This window comes from Paenibacillus solani (assembly GCF_001277345.1).
Classification (GTDB): Bacteria; Bacillota; Bacilli; order Paenibacillales; family Paenibacillaceae; genus Paenibacillus_AQ; species Paenibacillus_AQ solani.
In genome coordinates this window covers 1,401,751-1,421,301 of the sequence record NZ_LIUT01000001.1, presented here as the reverse complement: position 1 = coordinate 1,421,301, position 19,551 = coordinate 1,401,751, and the positions used below count along the sequence as shown (strand labels likewise).

Genomic DNA, 19,551 nt, shown 5'->3' with positions numbered 1-19,551 from the left:
CATCTACTAGTATTCGACAGCAGAACGTGATCTCCTTCAACCATCATTACCGAGTCATTGGATACTCCAGATCGACATGTCCCATCAATGACTCAGCCTGCTGTCCATCAACCAGAAGTTGAATGGATTTAACCTCGTCAAACTGGAAGAAGGTTTTCTTGATCGCATCAATCGCAAAAGCCTCTCCGCCTGCGCCAAGATTGGCTTCATCCGGAACATGAACATCGATCGTAATAGTCCCGTTATCGAATTTCAACGATTTCATTTCGATTTTTTCCCAGAGAGGAATCATGTCGGGATTATCACTTTTTTGTAATGTTTGATAAGCAGCTTCGTATTTGTCCTGATCTTCCTTGTACGATATGTTCGCTGTCCCCTCTACCAGCTCCATTACATCTGGATCCGTGTAGTAGGATTTAATGCTTTCCGTTTTCGTTTCAGGCTTCGTTACTTCGTTACCCGTGGAAGCTCCACCCGCCCCGCTAGTAGGGTCTTCATTTCCCTGACCCGTCTGACCACCAGGTGCTGGTGTCACTTGCTCAGGCGTATTGTCGGGAGCAGCTCCCGGCTTCTGTCCACAGCCTGCACTAATCAGCATTACAGCTGCCAATAGGCCGATTGACCAAAATTTTCTATTCAAAAGTAGCCACCTCCTGCAATCACGATAACTTTGTCGTATCGTTAATCAACCTTCAGATATGTTTTAATACCTCTGACAATAGCCTCTGCTACGCGATCCTGAGTCGCCGAATCAAACAGCTTGCTCTCATCATTCTTGTTGCTCAGGAATCCAATTTCCAGTAGAGAACCAGGCATCGTTGTCTCGCGAATCACATGGAAATTCCCGAACCTCACTCCGCGGTCCTTTAAACCAACCGCCTTGACGATTTCTTTATGGAGTGCGTTTGCCAGCGCTTTGTCAGATTCATGGTAATAATACGTTTCGGTTCCGCTTGCAGTCGAAGGGCCGCTATTCGCATGTATCGATATAAATACATCTGCCTTCAGGCTGTTCGCAATCTTCGCACGCTCTTTTAGCTCAAGGAAAGTATCGGTAGTGCGAGTCATGACGACTTCGATATTCTTCTCCTTGGCGAGCAGCTTCTCAACCTTGAGTGCCATCGCTAGATTGAAATCTTTCTCCTTTTTCTTCGTCGCCCCTAATGTTCCCGGGTCGTGAGCCCCGTGTCCCGCGTCAATAACCACGAGTTTCTTCCCGCTTGTTCCAGGTGACGGGACAGGGTCGGAGGTCGCATTCAAATCAACAACGAGCAGGCCTGAACCATCCTCAAGTCCTGAGACGGCATAATTTTGGGCGTGATTGAGATCAATGACAATCCGAACAGTCATCGGATTAGTATCGTACAGGGAGTAACGGACAGCTTGTACATCCGGATATCCTGATACTGAAAATTGACCGTTCTTGTTGATCTCATCAAAATTGTTGTTGCTGCCGAATGTGTCCGAGAATTTCGCATTCACCATATCAATGACGATACGGTTCGGATTGCTCAACTTCGATACATTGGCTTTCGCATTGCCTGTAACAGCTACTAATAATCTGTTCTCGTCGAAGACAAGACCGTCTACGGTAGCAGCGTTGGAGCCAGTCGTTTCATCAGGGTTGAATTCACCGTAAGTTGATGTAAGATAAACCGCCTTTTGCGCATTATCCCATCTTACTTGAAGACCCATTTGCTCACTTACGAAGCGGATAGGGACTAATGTCGTTCCGCCGCGCAGAACAGGTGCATTGGTCATTTGTACCGATTGACCGTTAATGTCAGCAAGCCGGTTTCCGACCACCATCGTAACATTTTGCGACCCGTCCTGGACTGTGACCGTCTTCGTCGCCTTGTTCCAGCCAACGTTAAATCCGAGATTCTCGGAAACCACCCTGATTGGAACCATCACTGTACCGTTGTTGTTCTCCACCTTCACGCCAGATGACAGATTGATTTGTTGACCATCCAGGTAAATCTTTGCGTTGTACGAACTCGCATCCGCCACTTTAGGAAACGCAATCATGATGACAACCAGAAACATAAAAAAACCGAACTTCTTCATCCTTCACCCCTACCATCCTATTATTTTGCCATAGATTGGCGTTTCTTAACTCGGCCTGTCCGACATTACCTGACAACCTATAGACGCGAAGGCTCAATAAAAGTTGCGAAAATGTTCCCCTTTTACCAAAAAAACACCTATTTCGAATATCGAAATAGGCGTTTAGTCCTTCGTATGTTTTTCGTCACTAGTTCTTAGCGACTAATTTCGCACCATTGGATGCTCTAACTCAACATGTCCCATCAAACTTTCAATCTGCTGACCATCGACCAGCAATTCAAGAGATTTGACTTCCTCAAACTGGAAGAATGTTTTTTGTAAAGCTTCAATCGCAAACATTTCGCCACCAGAACCAAGATTAGCCTCATCGGGTTTTGTAATATCCAGTGTTAATGCTCCATTATCAAACTTGATCGAATTCAACCTAATCTTCTCCGACCATAATGGATTAAGTTGTGCATCGTCACTCTTTTGCAGTTCTTCAAAGGCTTTCTTAAATTTATCTTCTTCGCCCGAATAGGCAATCTCTCTGTTCGCCTCTTTCAGATCCATAACTTCCGGATCCGTATAATAGAGTTTAATCTGAGCTTTCTTGGAATCAGCATTTGCCGCTTTTACGTCCTTGGTTTCCGTTGTAGTCGCCGTATTTTCCCCAGCTGTTTGCTGCGGAAGAGCTTCGCCGCCCTCGTTAGCGTTCACCACGACATCTTCAACTTCACCATCATCCACGACCGCTGTATTATCCGTTTCATTCGTTGCCGTTTCCACTTGTCCTGCTGCATGATCCGGACTTGTCCCAGCGGGGGCAGCAGCCGGCTTCTGACCACAGCCAGCACTAAAGACCAGCAACAACGACAGCAATCCTGTCATCCAATATTTTTTATTCATCGCTTTCGTCCCCCTCCTCAATGATCCAAAACCGCTAAGCACATCATTGTATATTAAGATATTCTTTTATACCCGCTACAATACCTTGTGCAACACGATTCTGAAAATCGTCATTAAACAACTGGGCTTCGTCACCCTTGTTGCTCAAAAATCCAATCTCGAGCAGGACGGCCGGCATCGTTGTTTCTCTAGTAACATGAAGATTGCTGTACTTCGCGCTGCGATCCTTCAAACCGGTCGCTTTGATCAGATGTTTATGCATGATATTCGCCAAGGATTTGCTTGAATCCCTCGTATACAGAGTTTCGGTACCACTCGGACTGCTGACTGTGCTGCTGTTAGCGTGAATGGACACAAAAATATCGGCATTCAGGTTATTTGCGATCTTCACGCGATCACTAAGTTCAAGATGAGAATCATCGGTGCGAGTCATCACTACATTAATATCTTTCTCTTTCTTCAGAAGTGCTTCAACCTTCAGCGAAAGATCCAAATTGAATGCTTTCTCTTTTATACCCGAAATGCTGACCGATCCCGGTTTGATGCCACCATGTCCCGGATCGATTACAACCGTTTTCTTGCCGTTGCTGGTCATTGGAGGAACAGGAGGGACAAGGATGTCTCCTTCAACGTTCAGATCAACCATAATGATACCTGATTCATTGTTAACAGCGTAATGCTTGGGCCCGGTGAGGTCCATCACGATCCGCACGGTCGACGGATTGTCACTGAACAGGGCATATCGTACTTTTGTGACGTCTGAATAATCACTGATTGCGAGCTCACCACTGCCTTGTATATTCCCTGCATGTCCATCCAAGAACGAAGAAGCGAAGACGGTATTGGGAAGATCAATGACAATCCGGTCCGGTCCCGTTATGCTGGATACTTTCGGCTGGACATTACCTTCGGTAGCGATCATTAACCGGTTATCGCTAAAGCTAAGTCCGATCAAAGCAGATTCATATGATGAATCAACGGATGGAGGCGTTTGACTATCCGGTACCTCTTCGGTTTCCGGAACAGTTATAACTTCTTCAGCAGCAGGCGGAACTGAGCTGGAAAGGAAGACGGATTTCATCTGATTATCCCATTTTACATCTAGCCCCATCTGCTCACTCACAAACCGGAGCGGAACGAGGGTCGTTTTCCCGTCCAAAACAGGGGCCAAGTTCAGTTCAACCTGGGTTCCGTTCATCTCGGCCTGCTGGCTGCCAACCACCATGCGGACGGCCTTCTGGCTGTTCTCGACTGTTACGGTTTGACTGGCCTTCTCCCAGCCTACCTTGAAACCAAGATTTTCGGATACTACGCGTATCGGAATCATTACATTGCCCTTCATGTTGGCTACGTGGACACCCGAAGACAAATTCAGCTGTTCCCCATCAAGATAAATGTTCGCGCTTGAAGAACTCGCTTCCAGATTTTTTGGAAACGCTAGCAAGAAGACGATCAACACCATTACAAACCCTAACTTCTTCATGAATCCTCCTCGTTCATCCCATGTTTGAATTTGAAAAGCAATCTAGCATAAAGCGATACTGCAAAAATGTGAATCAGCATTCCCGGCGTATATCTGCCGAACAAATACTGACATAAAACATTGGTTTCTACCGGCAACCTTTGCATATTAATTCCATAATACCAAAAAAAACTTCCATTTCCTACATCGGAAATGGAAGTTTAATAATCTTGTAAACTTTTGTTGCATGATTTGCGAGATTACGCGAACAGACGATCGTTGTGTTTCTTCTCGTAAGCATCAATCGCATCTTCATGCTGGAGCGTCAAACCGATGTCGTCCAAACCTTGAAGCAGGAATTGACGGCGATGCTCGTCAAGATCGAAATCAATATGAAGCCCTTGATCATCCGTAATCGTTTTGTTCTCCAGATCCACGTTCAGCTGATATCCTTCATTCGCTTCCGTGCGCTGGAACAACTCTTCCACCTGCTCTTCCGACAACTTGATCGGCAAAATCCCGTTCTTAAAGCAGTTATTATAGAATATATCCGCAAATGACGGAGCGATGACAACACGGAACCCATAATCAAGAATAGCCCAAGGTGCGTGTTCACGGGATGAACCACAGCCAAAGTTCGCGCGGGAGATCAGAACCGTCGAGCCCTGGTAACGAGGCTGATTCAGCGAGAAGCTGTCGATGTTGCCTCCTTCTTCATCAAACCGCCATTCATAAAACAGGAATTGTCCAAACCCTGTGCGTTCGATTCGTTTCAAAAATTGCTTGGGAATAATAGCGTCTGTATCTACATTCACCCGATCCACGGGTGCGACTAAGCCTTTTAATGTCGTAAATGCTTGCATATCCTTCTCCTCCGTCCTTCTTAGCTCACAACTTCTTCAGTTGCAAAGTTCCAGTCACGTACATCCACGAAGCGCCCTTTAACCGCAGCTGCCGCTGCCATTGCCGGCGATACGAGATGTGTTCTGCCACCGCGGCCTTGGCGTCCTTCGAAGTTACGGTTGGACGTGGAAGCGCAGCGCTGTCCAGGCTTGAGCACGTCCGGGTTCATGGCCAGACACATACTGCAGCCTGCTTCACGCCATTCAAATCCGGCTTCAACAAAAATTTTGTCAAGTCCTTCTTTCTCGGCCTGAATCTTCACTCGGCCCGATCCCGGTACTACGATGGCCGTCACATTGCCGGACACTTTATGTCCTTTCGCAACAGCAGCGGCAGCACGCAGATCCTCAATACGCCCATTCGTGCAGGAACCGATAAATACATAATCAATCGGAATCTCTGCCATCGGGGTGCCAGGCACCAGATCCATATACTCCAAAGCCTTCTCAGCAGCCTTACGCTCGTTCTCAGTCTTGAAGTCAGCAGGATTCGGAACCGTGGAGGAAATGTCTGTACCCATGCCCGGGCTCGTACCCCAAGTCACTTGAGGGATCAGGGATTCTACGTCGAACTCAACCACAGTGTCAAACCCGGCGCCTTCGTCTGTTACAAGCTGTTTCCAGGCTGCAACTGCAGCATCAAAAGCTTCGCCCTGCGGTACGTATTGGCGTCCGCGCAAGTATTCAAACGTTGTTTCGTCTGGAGCAATCATACCCGCTCTAGCTCCGCCTTCAATGGACATGTTGCACACGGTCATGCGCTCTTCCATGGACAACTCGCGAATTGCTTCGCCTGTGTATTCAATAACATAGCCCGTAGCAAAATCTGTTCCGTATTTCGCGATAACGCCAAGGATCATGTCCTTCGCTGTTACGCCCGGATTGCGGTGACCGACAAAACGTACTTCCATCGTTTTTGCCTTCGCCTGCTGCAGACATTGGGTTGCCATAACATGCTCTACTTCACTGGTGCCGATACCGAACGCAAGAGCGCCGAATGCGCCATGAGTTGAAGTATGGCTGTCGCCGCACACAATCGTTTTGCCTGGATGAGTCAAACCTAATTCAGGTCCCATAACGTGCACAACACCTTGATCAATCGTGTCCAGATCATAGAGAGTAACACCGAAATCCTGACAGTTCTTGGTCAGTGTATCAATTTGCTGTTTCGAGATCGGATCGGTGATATTAAAGCGGTCTTTCGTAGGTACGTTGTGGTCCATCGTTGCAAACGTCAGTTCAGGACGGCGTACTTTGCGGCCGCTGAGACGCAGGCCCTCAAATGCTTGCGGGGAGGTCACTTCGTGCACCAAATGCAGATCGATGTACAAAATCCCCGGTTTACCTTCTTCTTGATGAATCACGTGGTTATCCCAAATTTTCTCGAACATTGTCTTCTTACTCATCATAATCACCCCATTGTTCTTTACGTCCATGGAAGATAACTGCTTGGATCTTCAACACATGAGGAGGAAGATCTACAACGCATCATCTTTACGTTGATAGTAATATATCATTTCCTTCTTCATTGTTCCAAGATATAATATCTATAAATGTAATAGGATTCAGCTATAGTGGAGTGATGCTTATATGGAATTAAGACAATTGCAATATACACTGCAAATCGCTGCAGATCGAAATTTCTCTCGCGCTGCCGAGAAGCTTCATATTGCCCAGCCTTCCTTGAGCCAGCAGCTTTCGAAACTGGAGAAGGAGCTTGGAGTCATGCTGTTCCAGCGCAATACCAGCAGTGTGGAGCTTACCCATGCCGGGGCCAGCTTCGTCGAGCACGCCCAGAAGATTATGGACGCAGTCGAACAATTGAAGCAGGAGATGTCGGATATTTCGCAGCTACGCAAGGGAAAAGTTGTTGTCGGCAGCATGCCGATAACAGGCTCTCATCTGCTGCCTAGAGTACTGCCCGCCTTTAAAAAAGGATATCCGGATATCGAGATCACCCTTCTGGAAGACTCCTCTTTGAACCTGGAAAAGCTGACGGCCAGCGGTAAGGCCGATCTGAGCCTGCTCGCGCTTCCGCTATCCGAGCCGTCACTGTCGTGGATTCCCATCGGCGAGGAGATGATCGATTTAGCCGTTCCACCGCAACATCCGCTTGCATTGCGTGCGACCTCCGATCCCGTTCGCCCCATTACCGTAGATGAGCTCCGAAATGAAGCGTTTGTCGTATTAAAGAAGGGGCAGGGCTTTCGGAAACTGACCTTTGATATTTGCCGTGAAGCCGGCTTTGAACCGAATGTTGTTTTTGAGAGCAACAACATTGAGACGCTCCAATCCCTAGTCGCAACGGGAATGGGGATTACGCTCGTGCCTCGTTTCATAGCCAGAGCCAAACGCAGCGAGTTTATCCCGGTATATTTGCCGCTTGCTGACCCGGTCCCGAGCCGCACGCTGGTTGTTGCATATCGTGATGGCCGTTATCTGTCCAAAGCGGCTGATGCGTTCATCGATACCTTCAAACAGGTCATGGACCATCTTGTAGTAGAAAGTATAAGAAATCATGAATGAACACGCATAAAGAGGCTCAGCCAAGGTCTGTACGCAACTTGGCTGAGCCTCTATTTGTCGTTATGTCTAACCATGTGATGCGCATCTCTAAAACAGACTATTTGCGCAAATTCTGCTGATCAATCATTCGGTTCTGTTCATCGGCGGTACGGGATTGATCACGCAGCGATTCATTCTTGCTGTTGTTCTCTCCCGCGACCTGCTCAACAAAACTGCGGAATTGATCTTTCTGCTCTTGTTCCTGCTCATTGTTTCGGCTGTCGAATTGGTTGTTCTCTGCCATGATTCTAAGCCTCCTCTCAGACGGATTACCCTTAGTATACCCGTCAACGCGCAGTTGAAACTTTACTTTAAAGTTTAGAGACGCGCAGCCCTATGAGCATTTATTTAAAATACAAATTGGGCCGGCGGTCTTCAAATACCGGGATGCGCCCTCTCACTTCATCCGTAAGATTGCAGTCGATCGTTCCGGTCAGGATCGCTTCCTGGTCATCGCCTTCCACAATGACTTCTCCCCAAGGATCGATGATCATCGAATGGCCGAAGAAATCCGTATCACCGCTAGTGCCTACTCGGTTGCAAGCTACCACATACATTTGGTTCTCAATCGCTCTGGCCATAAGTAAAGTTCTCCAGTGATGCAGACGCGGGTGCGGCCACTGTGCAGGCACAAACAGCACTTGAGCATCAGCCAGTGCAAGCGTACGCATAAATTCCGGGAATCGGATATCATAACAGATTGAGGCACCTGCCTTGATCCGCTCCAAATCAAAGGTCACCGTATGCTGACCAGCTTCCAGATGCTTCTCTTCATCCATGAGACGGAATAGATGAATCTTGGAATATTTGGCGACCTGTTCCCCATCCCGGTTAAAGACATACATCGTGTTATATATCCGGTCCTCCACGCGTTCAGCTACAGAACCACCAACAATCTGAATGCGGTGCTCTTTCGCAAACTCGCTCAGCATCCGGGAAGTTTCTTGTCCCATGGGATCAGCGATATCCTGAATCTGATCCAGCGCGTACCCTGTATTCCACAATTCCGGCAGCACAATCACGTCCGGCTTCGTATTTGCGGTTGCAGCCTTATTCATCATGTCCAGCATTTTATTCATATTGGCCTTTACGTTACCTATCTCAATATCAGCTTGGATAAGGGCGATATTCATTGGTGCTTCAGCTTTTGCAGTCATCTTACAGCCTCCTGTTATCGGTTTGAATCCATAAGGATAACGGAAAGAGGTTGTACCATTCTGGTTACCGCTTCCTATTACGGATTTATCCGACTCGATATGTCCTCATCATAGCCTCACTGGCACGGCTGCCGCAATACCTAAAGCTGTATCTCCCTCTATACACCTCTGATAAATCGTGTTAAATTAATCCTGATTGTTTCCCATATCAGACTTACTGAAGCACAAATAGATAACGGAGTGATGAACCTGCGATGAACAACAAATTAAACGAATTCCACATAGAGCCCGCTGAGATCATGTCCCAGCTGCCTACGCAATTTTTTGCAACCTTGGTTTCCAAGGTAAATCGGCAAGTGGCACAAGGACATGATGTGATCAACCTGGGACAGGGTAATCCCGATCAACCTACGCCACCCCATATTATAGCCAGCCTGAAGGAAGCGGCCGATAATCCGCTGTTTCACAAATATTCGCCATTTACCGGTTTTTCTTTTCTTAAAGAGGCCATTGCTAAGCGGTACAAGGAAGACTATAACGTGGATCTGGACCCGGAGACGGAAGTAGCCATCATATTCGGAGGAAAAACCGGTCTGGTAGAGCTGCCTCAAGTTCTGCTAAATCCTGGTGACGTCTGTCTGGTACCTGACCCTGGTTACCCAGATTACTGGTCAGGGGTCGCGCTGGCACGTGCCCAGATGAAGTTCATGCCACTAACCGCGGAGCACCAGTTCCTTCCTGATTATGATGCCATATCACCAGCAGACAGAGAGAAAGCGAAACTGATGTTCTTGAATTACCCGAATAATCCGACGTCCGCCGTCGCTCCATTATCCTTTTATGAAGACACGGTAGCCTTCGCCGCTGAGCACGGCATTGTCGTGGCTAGTGATTTTGCCTATGGTGCGATTGGGTTTGATGGCGATCGTCCGGTCAGCTTCCTGCAAGCCGAAGGAGCCAAAGAAGTTGGCGTAGAGTTTTATACTCTCTCCAAAACCTACAATATGGCCGGATGGCGTGTTGGCTTCGCCCTAGGGAACAAGAAAATCATCTCGCTGATCAATATGCTGCAAGATCACATCTATGTCAGCCTGTTCGGCGGCATCCAGGCGGCAGCTGCCACAGCTCTTACATCTTCCCAAGATTGTGTCGATGCACTGGTCGCGCGTTACCAATCAAGAAGAGATGCCTTCTATGGGGCCCTCTCTGAAATCGGCTGGGAAGCCAAGAAACCGTCAGGCTCCTTCTTCTGCTGGCTGCCTGTGCCCGAGGGCTTTACCTCAGTATCCTTCGCCGACCTTCTCCTCGAGGAAGCCAAGGTTGCTGTAGCGCCGGGTGTCGGGTTTGGCAATCATGGAGAGGGCTATGTCCGCGTCGGACTCTTAAGCACCGAAGAACGGATGAAGGAAGCAGCCTATCGAATAGGCAGACTAAATCTCTTCAACCGATCCTAATTCCTTTTGAAAAAAACAAACTGATGTGCTATTCTTGCTGTAATCTATAAATGCATAATGAAACGTGAAGACGGGACCAGTACGAAAGCATGTGGCACGCCTTAACAGAGAGCAATCCCCTGGCTGCAAGGATTGCCGTGACCCCCTTTCCGAAACCTACCCCCGAACGGCCTGGCTTGCCAGGACAGTGCCTTCTGTTACAGGGCTAAAGCCGGGTGGGCTAACGCTCATCAACAAAGGTGGTACCGCGGAAGTTAGACTTTCGTCCTTTTTCATATAGGACGGAAGTTTTTTTATTTTTATCTAAAGATCCAGACAGTTATACCACTATCATACAAGGAAGTGATCACGATGCGCTCACGCATCGTCGTAAAAATCGGAAGCAGCTCTCTAACGACAGATGAAGGCGGACTTAACCTTGATGCCATCGCTTTTTTTGCCGGAGAACTTGCGGCACTGCGCAAGCGCGGACATGAGGTTTTGCTTGTAACTTCTGGAGCCGTCGCTGCAGGCTTCCGGGAGATTGGCTACGACACAAGACCTAAGCTATTGCATGAAAAGCAAGCCTCGGCTGCGCTGGGTCAAGCGCTGCTGATGCGTGCCTACCAGAATGCTCTCGCATCGTATCGTATGAAGGCTGCGCAAATTTTGCTGACAAGAACGGATTTTGCCAATCGCAAACGAATGAACAATGCAAACATGACCATTACGGAACTCCTCAAACAAGATGTCATTCCCATCATCAATGAGAACGATACGGTTTCGATTGACGAATTGAAATTCGGTGATAACGACACGCTCTCTGCTTTGGTTGCTAATTTGGTTCGTGCCCAGCGATTGATCATTCTGACCGATATGGACGGATTGTACACGGCAGATCCCCGCAAGTCACCAGACGCGACAAGATATGAAGAAGTTGATGAAATCACAGAGGAAATTTACAACATAGCCGGCGGGGCAGGTTCCAGTGTAGGCACAGGCGGCATGCGCTCCAAGATTGATGCTGCCAAAATCGCTACCCGGGGCGGTGTTCCCGTATTTATCGGTAAAGCCAACGAGACCGGTGATCTGCTGAAAGTTCTGGAGCATACAGGCAAAGGAACCTATTTTGCCACTAACCTATCCTCTCTGCCTATGAAAAAACAATGGCTTGGCTTTATGTCCTCACCGCTAGGCCGGATTGTGGTCGATCCGGGAGCTGAGCAGGCTTTGCTTCACGGCGGCCACAGCCTTCTTCCTGTTGGTATCAAACGGATCGAAGGCAGCTTCCACGCAGGGGATGTGGTCGAGGTCGTCAATATGAGCAACGAACAGCTCGGCAGAGGGATCGTGAATTACGATGAGGAGCAGCTCCAAGCCGTGCTCGGTTTACCGAGCAGTCAAGTGATTGGCATCATCGGTGAAATCCATCGATTAGAGGTCATCCACCGCGATGAATGGATCACATTAAAGTAAACCAAGTGTTGCAGTTATTATTCAAATCCATTTCCAAGGAGGAGTTATCATGAGTGAAGTACGCAGTAAAGCCCAACTCGCCAAGCAGGCCGCATTCAGTCTCGGCAAATTAAGTACAGATGAGAAAAACCAGGCACTGATCATTATGGCAGACGCATTGATTCAGCGAGCTGCTGATATCATCGAAGCGAACGCAGAGGATCTGCGCCTCGGAGAAGAAGGCGGCACTTCTGCTTCCCTGCTCGACCGGCTTGCGCTCAATGAAGCCAGAATTAAAGCTATTGCTGAAGGCCTTCGCCAAATCGCCGAGCTGCCTGACCCAATCGGTGACATCTTGGAGACGATCGAGCGCCCCAACGGACTGAGCATCGTTAAGAAACGTGTTCCGCTGGGTGTCATTGGTATCATCTATGAAGCACGTCCTAACGTGACGGTGGATGCAGCCGGACTGTGCTTGAAGACAGGCAACGCGGTCGTGCTTCGAGGCGGCTCATCCGCCCTCGCCTCCAACCGCAAGATTGTCGAGGTGCTTCACGAAGCCATGGAGCGCACGGCATTGCCAAAGGATGCACTTCAGCTAATCGAAGATCCGAACCGATCTTCCGTGGATGAAATGTTAAAGCTGCGAGGTATGCTGGACGTCATTATTCCGCGTGGCGGAAGCTCCCTCATCCAAAATGTCGTTATGAATTCTACTGTTCCTGTGATCGAAACCGGCGCGGGAATCTGCCACACTTATCTGGACGCATCCGCTGAGCCAAGTATGGCAGCAGCCATTAGCATCAATGCCAAAGTACAGCGCCCTTCGGTTTGCAATGCCATGGAAACACTGCTTGTCCATGCTGACTATGCAAAGTCGAATATGACGGCGTTAGCTGAGGCTTTCGGGGAGCGCAAAGTGGAACTACGCGGATGTGAGCGCACCCTGCAGTATGCGCCATGGGCCACTGAAGCTACAACTGAGGATTATGCTACCGAGTACAACGACTATATATTGAATGTGAAAATTGTGGATCATCTGGATGAAGCCATAGCTCATATTTCAAAATACGGAACGAAGCATTCGGAATGTATCGTGACTGAAAGTGCGGATCATGCAAACCGATTCTTACAAGAGGTAGATGCGGCAGCTGTATACCATAACGCTTCGACCCGCTTTACGGACGGCTTCGAATTCGGCTTTGGCGCCGAAATCGGCATCAGCACCCAGAAGCTCCATGCACGTGGACCGATGGGGTTACCCGCGCTGACCTCCTCGAAATATGTTATTATCGGTAGTGGTCAAATTCGCGAATAAAGACATTCATATTTATCCTTGAAGGAGGAAACTACGATGTGCCATGCCCCACAGAACAGACCCCTAATAGATAAAGCGATCACCTTTTTCGGTGCAGGCTCGATGGCTGAAGCGATCGTGCGAGGACTGGTGAGCCGTTCCGTCGTGCTTCCAGAGAATATCACGATGCTCAACCGGAGTAATGCCCAGCGCCTTCAGGAACTGAGTGAACGTTATGGCATCCAGATCAACAACGACGATGCCGCCAAAATCGAAATTTTAAAAACTTCGCCGGTCATTGTACTGGCCATGAAACCGAAGGATGCTGCCAAAGCGTTGAAGGAGCTCGGTCCGATGCTCTCGAGTGATCAATTGATCATCTCCGTGATCGCCGGTCTGTCCATCTATACAACGCAGACACTGCTCGGGAAGCAGCAGCCCATTGCGCGTACAATGCCCAACACCTCCGCTTCGATTGGCCTGGGTTCTACAGGAATTTCCTTCTCGAAGGAAATGAGCGAGGAGCAGCGTCAGCTGGTACTCACCATATTCGAAGCTGTAGGTAACGTGACCATTATCGAAGAAGAGAAAATGGATATCTTGACCGGTATTTCCGGCAGTGGCCCTGCTTACTTCTACTATATGATGGAAGCCATGACAGCTGCGGGAATCCGAGGTGGTTTAACCGCAGAGCAAAGCGGCGATTTAACGCTCCAAACCATTCTGGGCGCGGCCCGCATGGTACAGCAGACCGGAGAGCTGCCTTCATCGCTGCGCGCTAAAATTACGTCGCCGAACGGTTCCACGCAGGCTGCGTTGGAAACCCTCGATCAGGGTGAGTTCTTTGAAACCGTCATTGCCGCGGTAAACCGCTGTGCAGAGCGCTCTAAGGAAATGGGCGCCATGCTGAAGGAGCAAATCTCATGAGCCGCTGCATTGCAACATACCGTATCTATGACGACCAGGCGGATTTTCGAAAAAAAGCAACCTCCATTGCCGTTGGCATGACGGTTGGCAGCTGGACTGAGCTGCCCCAGGCTAAACGCGAAGCTATGCAACAGCATCTAGGTGAAGTCGTTGATATCCAGGTTAACGAGGGCTGGGAGCCCGGCAGCCGTTATGCCGATGTCAGCATCGCCTATCCGGATATTAATTTTAGCCGGGACATTCCGGCGCTGCTTGTCACTGTGTTCGGCAAAATTTCCATGGACGGGCGCATCAAACTGACGTCCCTAGACCTGTCTCCCGACTTCTTAAGTGCGTTCCCTGGGCCGAAATACGGTATTGACGGAATCCGTGACCTTCTTGGTGTCCATGACCGTCCGCTGCTCATGAGCATCTTTAAATCCGTGATCGGACTGAATGCTGACGAGCTTAGAACGCAATTCGTCCGCCAGGCCCTTGGCGGTGTGGATCTGATCAAGGATGACGAGATCCTGTTCGAGAATGATCTAACTCCGATCGAGAAACGGGTCAGCATGTGCATACAGGCGGCAGCTGAAGTCGAGCAACAGACAGGTAAAAAACTGCTGTATGCAGCCAATCTGACTGGCAGGACTTCAAAGCTCCGTGAGCAAGCACTACGCGCGATCGATGCAGGCGCCAATGCCCTGCTCTTCAATGTGCTCTCTTATGGTTATGACGTTCTGCATGAGCTGAGCGCAGATCCGGACATTACAGTCCCTATTGCGGCCCATCCCGCTCTCGCGGGCGCGCTCTATCCATCTCCCCATTACGGGATCACGGCTCCGGTACTGCTCGGTCAACTGATGCGGATCGCGGGCGCGGATCTGGTGCTCTTCCCTTCTCCTTACGGCTCTGTAACGATGCCAAGAGAAGAGAATCTCGCCATTCGTGATGAGCTGCACAGTGCAAAACTGGGTGTAAAACGCAGCATGCCGGTACCGTCCGCTGGCATTCATCCTGGACTCGTTCCGCGGATCGTTCGTGATTTCGGCATGGATGTAGTCGTCAATGCCGGCGGCGGTATCCACGGTCATCCGATGGGAACTGAAGCGGGCGGCAAAGCCTTCGTACAAGCGATTGAGGCAACGATGAGATCCTTGCCTCTTGCCCAATATGCCGAAGAACACGAGGAACTAAAAGCAGCACTCGATATCTGGGGAGGAGAAGCATGACATCAAGAGATAGACAGCCCATCATTTTTTGCGATTTCGACGGAACCATTACGAACAACGACAACATTGTCGCCATCATGAAGCATTTCAAGCCGGAAGGCTATGAGCCTATCATGCAGGATACGCTCGAACGAACCATTTCTATAAGGGAGGGCGTTGGCCGCATGTTCGCGCTCTTCCCTTCCTCCATGCAGGAGGAGATCACCGATTTCGTTCTGAGCCATGCAGGAATACGCGAAGGGTTCGGGACATTCCTTGATTATTTGAAGTCCGAGCAGATTGAGTTTTATGTTACAAGCGGCGGGATCGATTTTTTTGTAGATCCATTGTTGAAGCCGTTTAATATTCCTACAGACCATATCTTCTGCAACGGTGCGAATTTCGATGGGGAACATATTGAAATCACATGGCCTCATCCTTGCAAAGAATCGTGCAATAACGATTGCGGAATGTGTAAAGTGACGGTCATGGACCGATTCCCTGCTGAGCGATATTACCGGATTCTGATCGGGGACAGCCTTACCGATTTTGAAGGCGCGAAGCAGGCTGACCTGGTCTATTCCCGCTCCACGCTCACCGAGCAGTGCAAGAAGCTTGGTGTACATCACGTGCCTTTTGAGACATTTACGGATGTTCAAAACGATATGAAGAACAAGTTTAAACAGGGGGTGCTGTAAATGTCATTTTCAGCGATCCGGCTTGAACAGAAACAAGCCGCACTGCACGACCTCAGAGGAATCAAGGAGCTGTTTGCTGCGAGAAATTGGTTCCCCGGCACCAGCGGCAATCTATCCGTCCGTGTTGGCGATTTCGCGCCTGAGCAGTTTTATTTTGCGGTAACCGCCAGCGGGAAAGACAAGTCCGTGCATACACCTGAGGATTATTTATTCGTGGATCAGGATGGCGCGCCTTGCGAGGAAACCGGTTTGAAGCCAAGCGCGGAAACCTTAATCCACTGTGAAATTTATCGTAAAACCGGCTGCGGGGCGATTTTTCATGTGCATACAATTGATAATAATTTGATGAGTGACTGGTATGGAGACCAAGGCTATATGCTCGCCCAAGGCATTGAGCTGATCAAAGCGTTTAATATCTGGGAAGAAGACGCAGCGATTCGCATCCCGATTCTTCCAAATTATGCGGATATCCCGCGGATTGCCGAGCTCGTTCCTGATGCGCTTGATCCCGCAGTGCCTGGTATTCTGCTGCGTAATCACGGCATCTATGCGTGGGGCAAAAATGCCTTTGAGGCGAAGAAACATCTGGAGGCGTTCGAATTTATATTCGAATATTCGTATCGCCGACTGCTTCTTAACGCTGCCGGCAACAAATAAAATGAACGAATACAAGTATTAGAACAGTAACAGCCGGAAAGTCGCATACAGTTAGCATCCGGGTACCAACAGGGCTCGGGTGCAGCCGGCACGTTATTATCAGAGGAGTGCAAGGCTAGTGCTTGAAAGTTTGTTTATCGGGATCATTTTTATTTTGTATGGACTGCTGCTTTTTTTGATCCCACCTAAGAGTACCAAAAGCTTCTATGCTTACAAAACTACATCTTCTCTTAAGAGTGAACGCAATTTCAAAGCATCCAATGCATACGTCAGCTTGCTGTTGATGATCTTCGGGGTCATCCTGCTGCTTATTGCGAGGCTTACCGGCTCTTTTACGATCACCGGTATCGCAACCATAATCGTTTTCATCTTGATTTATATTCTGGTGGAGCGGAAACTGAAAAACCTGTAAAACGACGGAGTCGTTTACAGGTTTTTTTCATTCCATTGTCAAGATACGGGGCGAGGTGGTTCGTACAGATCGGGATGCTAACCAGCAACCTATGCATGCAGCCATAATACTCAGGGGGAACATCGCTGCCACGCCTGCTCCATTCATAATCAAAGGAACTTTAACAATCCCGTAATCCGCTAAAATGAAGTTAAGCAATGGCGGCAGACCTGTAAGTCCTAATGGAATCCCTACTAAAGCTCCTAGTGTCGAGATAACGAATATTCCCGCCGTTACCGACATCCGAATCTGCCTGGACGTCATGCCGATTGATTTATAAATACCGTACGTCCTGCTTTCCTTCTTCATGTTAATACGGGATATGCTGTAAATAATAACAAAGGTAATGATGAGGAACAACAGGATCATGATCGACATGGGCAGTATCAATATCATTACCGCTTGAGAAAACACCTCATCCACTAACGCAGCTTGACTTGCCGTCCCGATCGCACTGCCATACCTGAGATGAAGTTCGTTCACGAAGCCCTCGATTGAAACGCCGTCTTGCAGATTGATGAAAACCGTATTCATCACGGATTCATCATCGCGACTGCCTTCTTGGATGACCTCCGCTGTGATACGTCCCGTATAGGCCATGTTGGCAATCGCCTGATAAATGCCGGTAACGGTAAGCGTATGTTTCACTCCTTCAATATAAATATCCACGGGATCTCCCAGATCGATATTCAGACTTCTGGCGATGTTAACTCCTACCGAAATTTCTTGGTCATTCAACGGATTTCGGCCTTTGATGTTCTCATAGCCGATCTCATCATAATTTCCTTCTGCCACCGTTAGCAGGATGCCCATCGTATCCTGGTTCTTGCCGGCTGATAACTCCTGATTTAGTGGCAGGACTGCATTGGCATCTCCATATCGGCTATAATTCTTCACTCTTACATCTGTTAATACATCCTCGCGAAGCTGATCATAGCTCAGTACAGCAGGATTATCGATTCTTATGGATAAATCGGACGAATCATATCCCCATTTCCCAATCGTTCCATGGATGGAAGAGATACTGTAAACGAATATAAAACCAAATACAAGGACCGCAGTGCATAATGCCGAGATCACTAGGATCAGCACAGAGCCTCGCGCATTCTTCCTTATCCCTCTTAGGCCGATCACCATCTCTATCGGAAGCGAGCCCAGCTTCAGCAGCTTCTTCTTCCATGTGCTTTCCATACCTAATGCTCTTGAACCCTTCTTCTCTGACATCCCGTAACGAATCGCTTGAGCCGGTTGGACACTGTGAGCCTTATAGGAAAACAGGAGGGCTGATAGAAAGATGACTGCGATCACAACAGCTCCTACCCATATAGCGAGCTCCAAGAATTGTACATTCCTATCTGTTCCCGTATTGAGATAAGCCATCGAGCTGTTAACAATTTGGTTGGAGAAGAAGAAACTGAGTCCAATCCCGGGTAATACCGACATCAAGGCTATCAGCGTATATTGTGACACGTAGACTGAAACCACTTTACGAGAGGTTAAGCCTATGGACTTGATTATACCGATTGTCCTGTAGCTCGAAAGAATCGCATCGGATATCGTAAAACCAAGTGTATATAGAGCAACAGAGATCATCACAACCGCAAGAAATACCATAATGAAGCTAATAATACGATTCGCGATCATATAGTAAGAGGATATACTCTCAAAATCCTTCACTGACTCCAGGTATGGTCCACCAAGAGCTCTCGCAAAGCCCTCCCAATAGGCTCGATGCTGACTGTAATCATCAAAACGCAGCCCGATCATGTACATATCGCCGCCATGCAGCGGGGACATATGAGTATCGTAATCCTGATCATTCATCCATATTCGGCCGCTCGTTGCAAAAGGTGAACAATACGATATATCTATCACAACAGCTGCGACTCGCAATTGAAATGTTCCTTTATCTGTCTTGAATTCTATCGGATCGCCGACTTTAATATCGTTGGAATAAGCAAGAGATGTCGGAATCCAGGCTGTCCCAGGCTCAGGTGCCTTCCTCTCCTCTCCTTGTACAAACAAAAGCTTATCGACGGAATAAGGGCCTTGCGGCGTATTCATCATAAACAAGTCCACATTTGGAATTTCTTCTCCAGCATGAGACATGCTGGAGAGATAGCGGTACCGCATCATATCTGAAGCCCTTACTCCCTCCTGTGCGGCCCACCACTGGTGGACTTGCCCGGGATCATGGATGCCATTCTCCAGACGCAATATTTGGTGGGCGCCATGAGTCTTGGCATGCATATCCTCATAAACCCGGTTCGTATTATTGATAACGAGCACCGCTGTAGTGAGAAGGAAGGTAGATAACATGATGATGATCGCTATGAAGCTGTTCTGTACTTTTTTAATTATGAGGTTAGACCAGCATAGCTTCCAGACCGCATACATTCTTA

At 48.5% G+C, this 19,551-nt stretch carries 18 protein-coding genes; 9 read left to right on the top strand and 9 right to left on the bottom strand.

Features of this window, described 5'->3' with window-relative positions; genetic code table 11:
• Positions 1-46: 46 nt before the first annotated feature.
• From AM231_RS06510 to leuC, 6 genes are all read right to left on the bottom strand, one after another.
• Positions 47-640 (bottom strand): GerMN domain-containing protein, encoded by a 594-nt coding sequence (locus AM231_RS06510; protein ID WP_054401752.1) that lies wholly within the window; start codon positions 638-640, stop codon positions 47-49.
• A 41-nt stretch (positions 641-681) separates the two neighbouring features.
• Positions 682-2,067 carry an N-acetylmuramoyl-L-alanine amidase family protein gene (locus tag AM231_RS06505; protein WP_054401751.1) on the bottom strand — a complete coding sequence of 462 codons (1,386 nt, stop codon included), beginning with the start codon at positions 2,065-2,067 and terminating at the stop codon, positions 682-684.
• 201 nt (positions 2,068-2,268) lie between these two features.
• The gene (locus tag AM231_RS06500) at positions 2,269-2,955 is read right to left on the bottom strand and encodes a GerMN domain-containing protein (protein WP_054401750.1); all 687 of its coding nucleotides are present in this window, start codon (positions 2,953-2,955) and stop codon (positions 2,269-2,271) included.
• Between the two features lie 43 nt (positions 2,956-2,998).
• Positions 2,999-4,438, bottom strand: a complete 1,440-nt coding sequence (locus AM231_RS06495) for an N-acetylmuramoyl-L-alanine amidase family protein (RefSeq protein ID WP_054401749.1) — start codon at positions 4,436-4,438, stop codon at positions 2,999-3,001.
• Positions 4,439-4,677: 239 nt separating this feature from the next.
• The gene (gene leuD / locus AM231_RS06490) at positions 4,678-5,280 is read right to left on the bottom strand and encodes a 3-isopropylmalate dehydratase small subunit (RefSeq protein WP_053493905.1); all 603 of its coding nucleotides are present in this window, start codon (positions 5,278-5,280) and stop codon (positions 4,678-4,680) included.
• Positions 5,281-5,300: 20 nt separating this feature from the next.
• Positions 5,301-6,725 carry a 3-isopropylmalate dehydratase large subunit gene (gene leuC / locus AM231_RS06485; protein WP_053493906.1) on the bottom strand — a complete coding sequence of 475 codons (1,425 nt, stop codon included), beginning with the start codon at positions 6,723-6,725 and terminating at the stop codon, positions 5,301-5,303.
• Between the two features lie 184 nt (positions 6,726-6,909).
• Here leuC and AM231_RS06480 point away from each other — a divergent pair, with 184 nt between their 5' ends.
• Positions 6,910-7,845, top strand: coding sequence for a LysR family transcriptional regulator (locus AM231_RS06480; protein WP_054401748.1), 936 nt, complete (start codon positions 6,910-6,912; stop codon positions 7,843-7,845).
• A 97-nt stretch (positions 7,846-7,942) separates the two neighbouring features.
• On the opposite strand, the gene AM231_RS06475 is transcribed toward AM231_RS06480, so the two are convergent.
• Both AM231_RS06475 and AM231_RS06470 read right to left on the bottom strand, forming a co-directional pair.
• The gene (locus AM231_RS06475; RefSeq protein ID WP_053493908.1) at positions 7,943-8,128 is read right to left on the bottom strand and encodes a hypothetical protein; all 186 of its coding nucleotides are present in this window, start codon (positions 8,126-8,128) and stop codon (positions 7,943-7,945) included.
• Between the two features lie 100 nt (positions 8,129-8,228).
• Positions 8,229-9,041 carry a carbon-nitrogen family hydrolase gene (locus AM231_RS06470; protein ID WP_054401747.1) on the bottom strand — a complete coding sequence of 271 codons (813 nt, stop codon included), beginning with the start codon at positions 9,039-9,041 and terminating at the stop codon, positions 8,229-8,231.
• 254 nt (positions 9,042-9,295) lie between these two features.
• On the opposite strand from AM231_RS06470, the gene AM231_RS06465 reads away from it, so the two are divergent.
• The 8 genes from AM231_RS06465 to AM231_RS06430 all read left to right on the top strand — a co-directional run bounded on the left by AM231_RS06465 (position 9,296) and on the right by AM231_RS06430 (position 17,110).
• Positions 9,296-10,495 (top strand): pyridoxal phosphate-dependent aminotransferase, encoded by a 1,200-nt coding sequence (locus AM231_RS06465; RefSeq protein WP_053493910.1) that lies wholly within the window; start codon positions 9,296-9,298, stop codon positions 10,493-10,495.
• A 351-nt stretch (positions 10,496-10,846) separates the two neighbouring features.
• A complete protein-coding gene (gene proB / locus AM231_RS06460) occupies positions 10,847-11,950 on the top strand; it encodes a glutamate 5-kinase (RefSeq protein WP_082341548.1) in 1,104 nt (367 codons plus the stop codon).
• Between the two features lie 49 nt (positions 11,951-11,999).
• Positions 12,000-13,247, top strand: a complete 1,248-nt coding sequence (locus AM231_RS06455) for a glutamate-5-semialdehyde dehydrogenase (RefSeq protein WP_054401745.1) — start codon at positions 12,000-12,002, stop codon at positions 13,245-13,247.
• Positions 13,248-13,283: 36 nt separating this feature from the next.
• On the top strand, positions 13,284-14,153 hold the full coding sequence (gene proC / locus AM231_RS06450; RefSeq protein ID WP_054401744.1) for a pyrroline-5-carboxylate reductase: 870 nt from the start codon (positions 13,284-13,286) through the stop codon (positions 14,151-14,153).
• The gene (locus tag AM231_RS06445; protein ID WP_054401743.1) at positions 14,150-15,364 is read left to right on the top strand and encodes a 2,3-diketo-5-methylthiopentyl-1-phosphate enolase; all 1,215 of its coding nucleotides are present in this window, start codon (positions 14,150-14,152) and stop codon (positions 15,362-15,364) included. The genes proC and AM231_RS06445 overlap by 4 nt, the downstream gene beginning before the upstream one ends.
• Entirely contained in the window at positions 15,361-16,041 is a 681-nt protein-coding gene (locus AM231_RS06440) for a 2-hydroxy-3-keto-5-methylthiopentenyl-1-phosphate phosphatase (protein WP_053493915.1), read from the top strand. The genes AM231_RS06445 and AM231_RS06440 overlap by 4 nt, the downstream gene beginning before the upstream one ends.
• A complete protein-coding gene (locus tag AM231_RS06435) occupies positions 16,042-16,698 on the top strand; it encodes a methylthioribulose 1-phosphate dehydratase (RefSeq protein WP_053493916.1) in 657 nt (218 codons plus the stop codon).
• Positions 16,699-16,816: 118 nt separating this feature from the next.
• Complete coding sequence (locus AM231_RS06430; protein ID WP_054401742.1) at positions 16,817-17,110, top strand: SdpI family protein; 294 nt, start codon at positions 16,817-16,819, stop codon at positions 17,108-17,110.
• A gap of 27 nt (positions 17,111-17,137) precedes the next feature.
• Here the strand turns inward: AM231_RS06430 and AM231_RS06425 are convergent, their stop codons facing one another.
• The gene (locus tag AM231_RS06425) at positions 17,138-19,546 is read right to left on the bottom strand and encodes an ABC transporter permease (RefSeq protein WP_054401741.1); all 2,409 of its coding nucleotides are present in this window, start codon (positions 19,544-19,546) and stop codon (positions 17,138-17,140) included.
• Between the last annotated feature and the right edge of the window lie 5 nt (positions 19,547-19,551).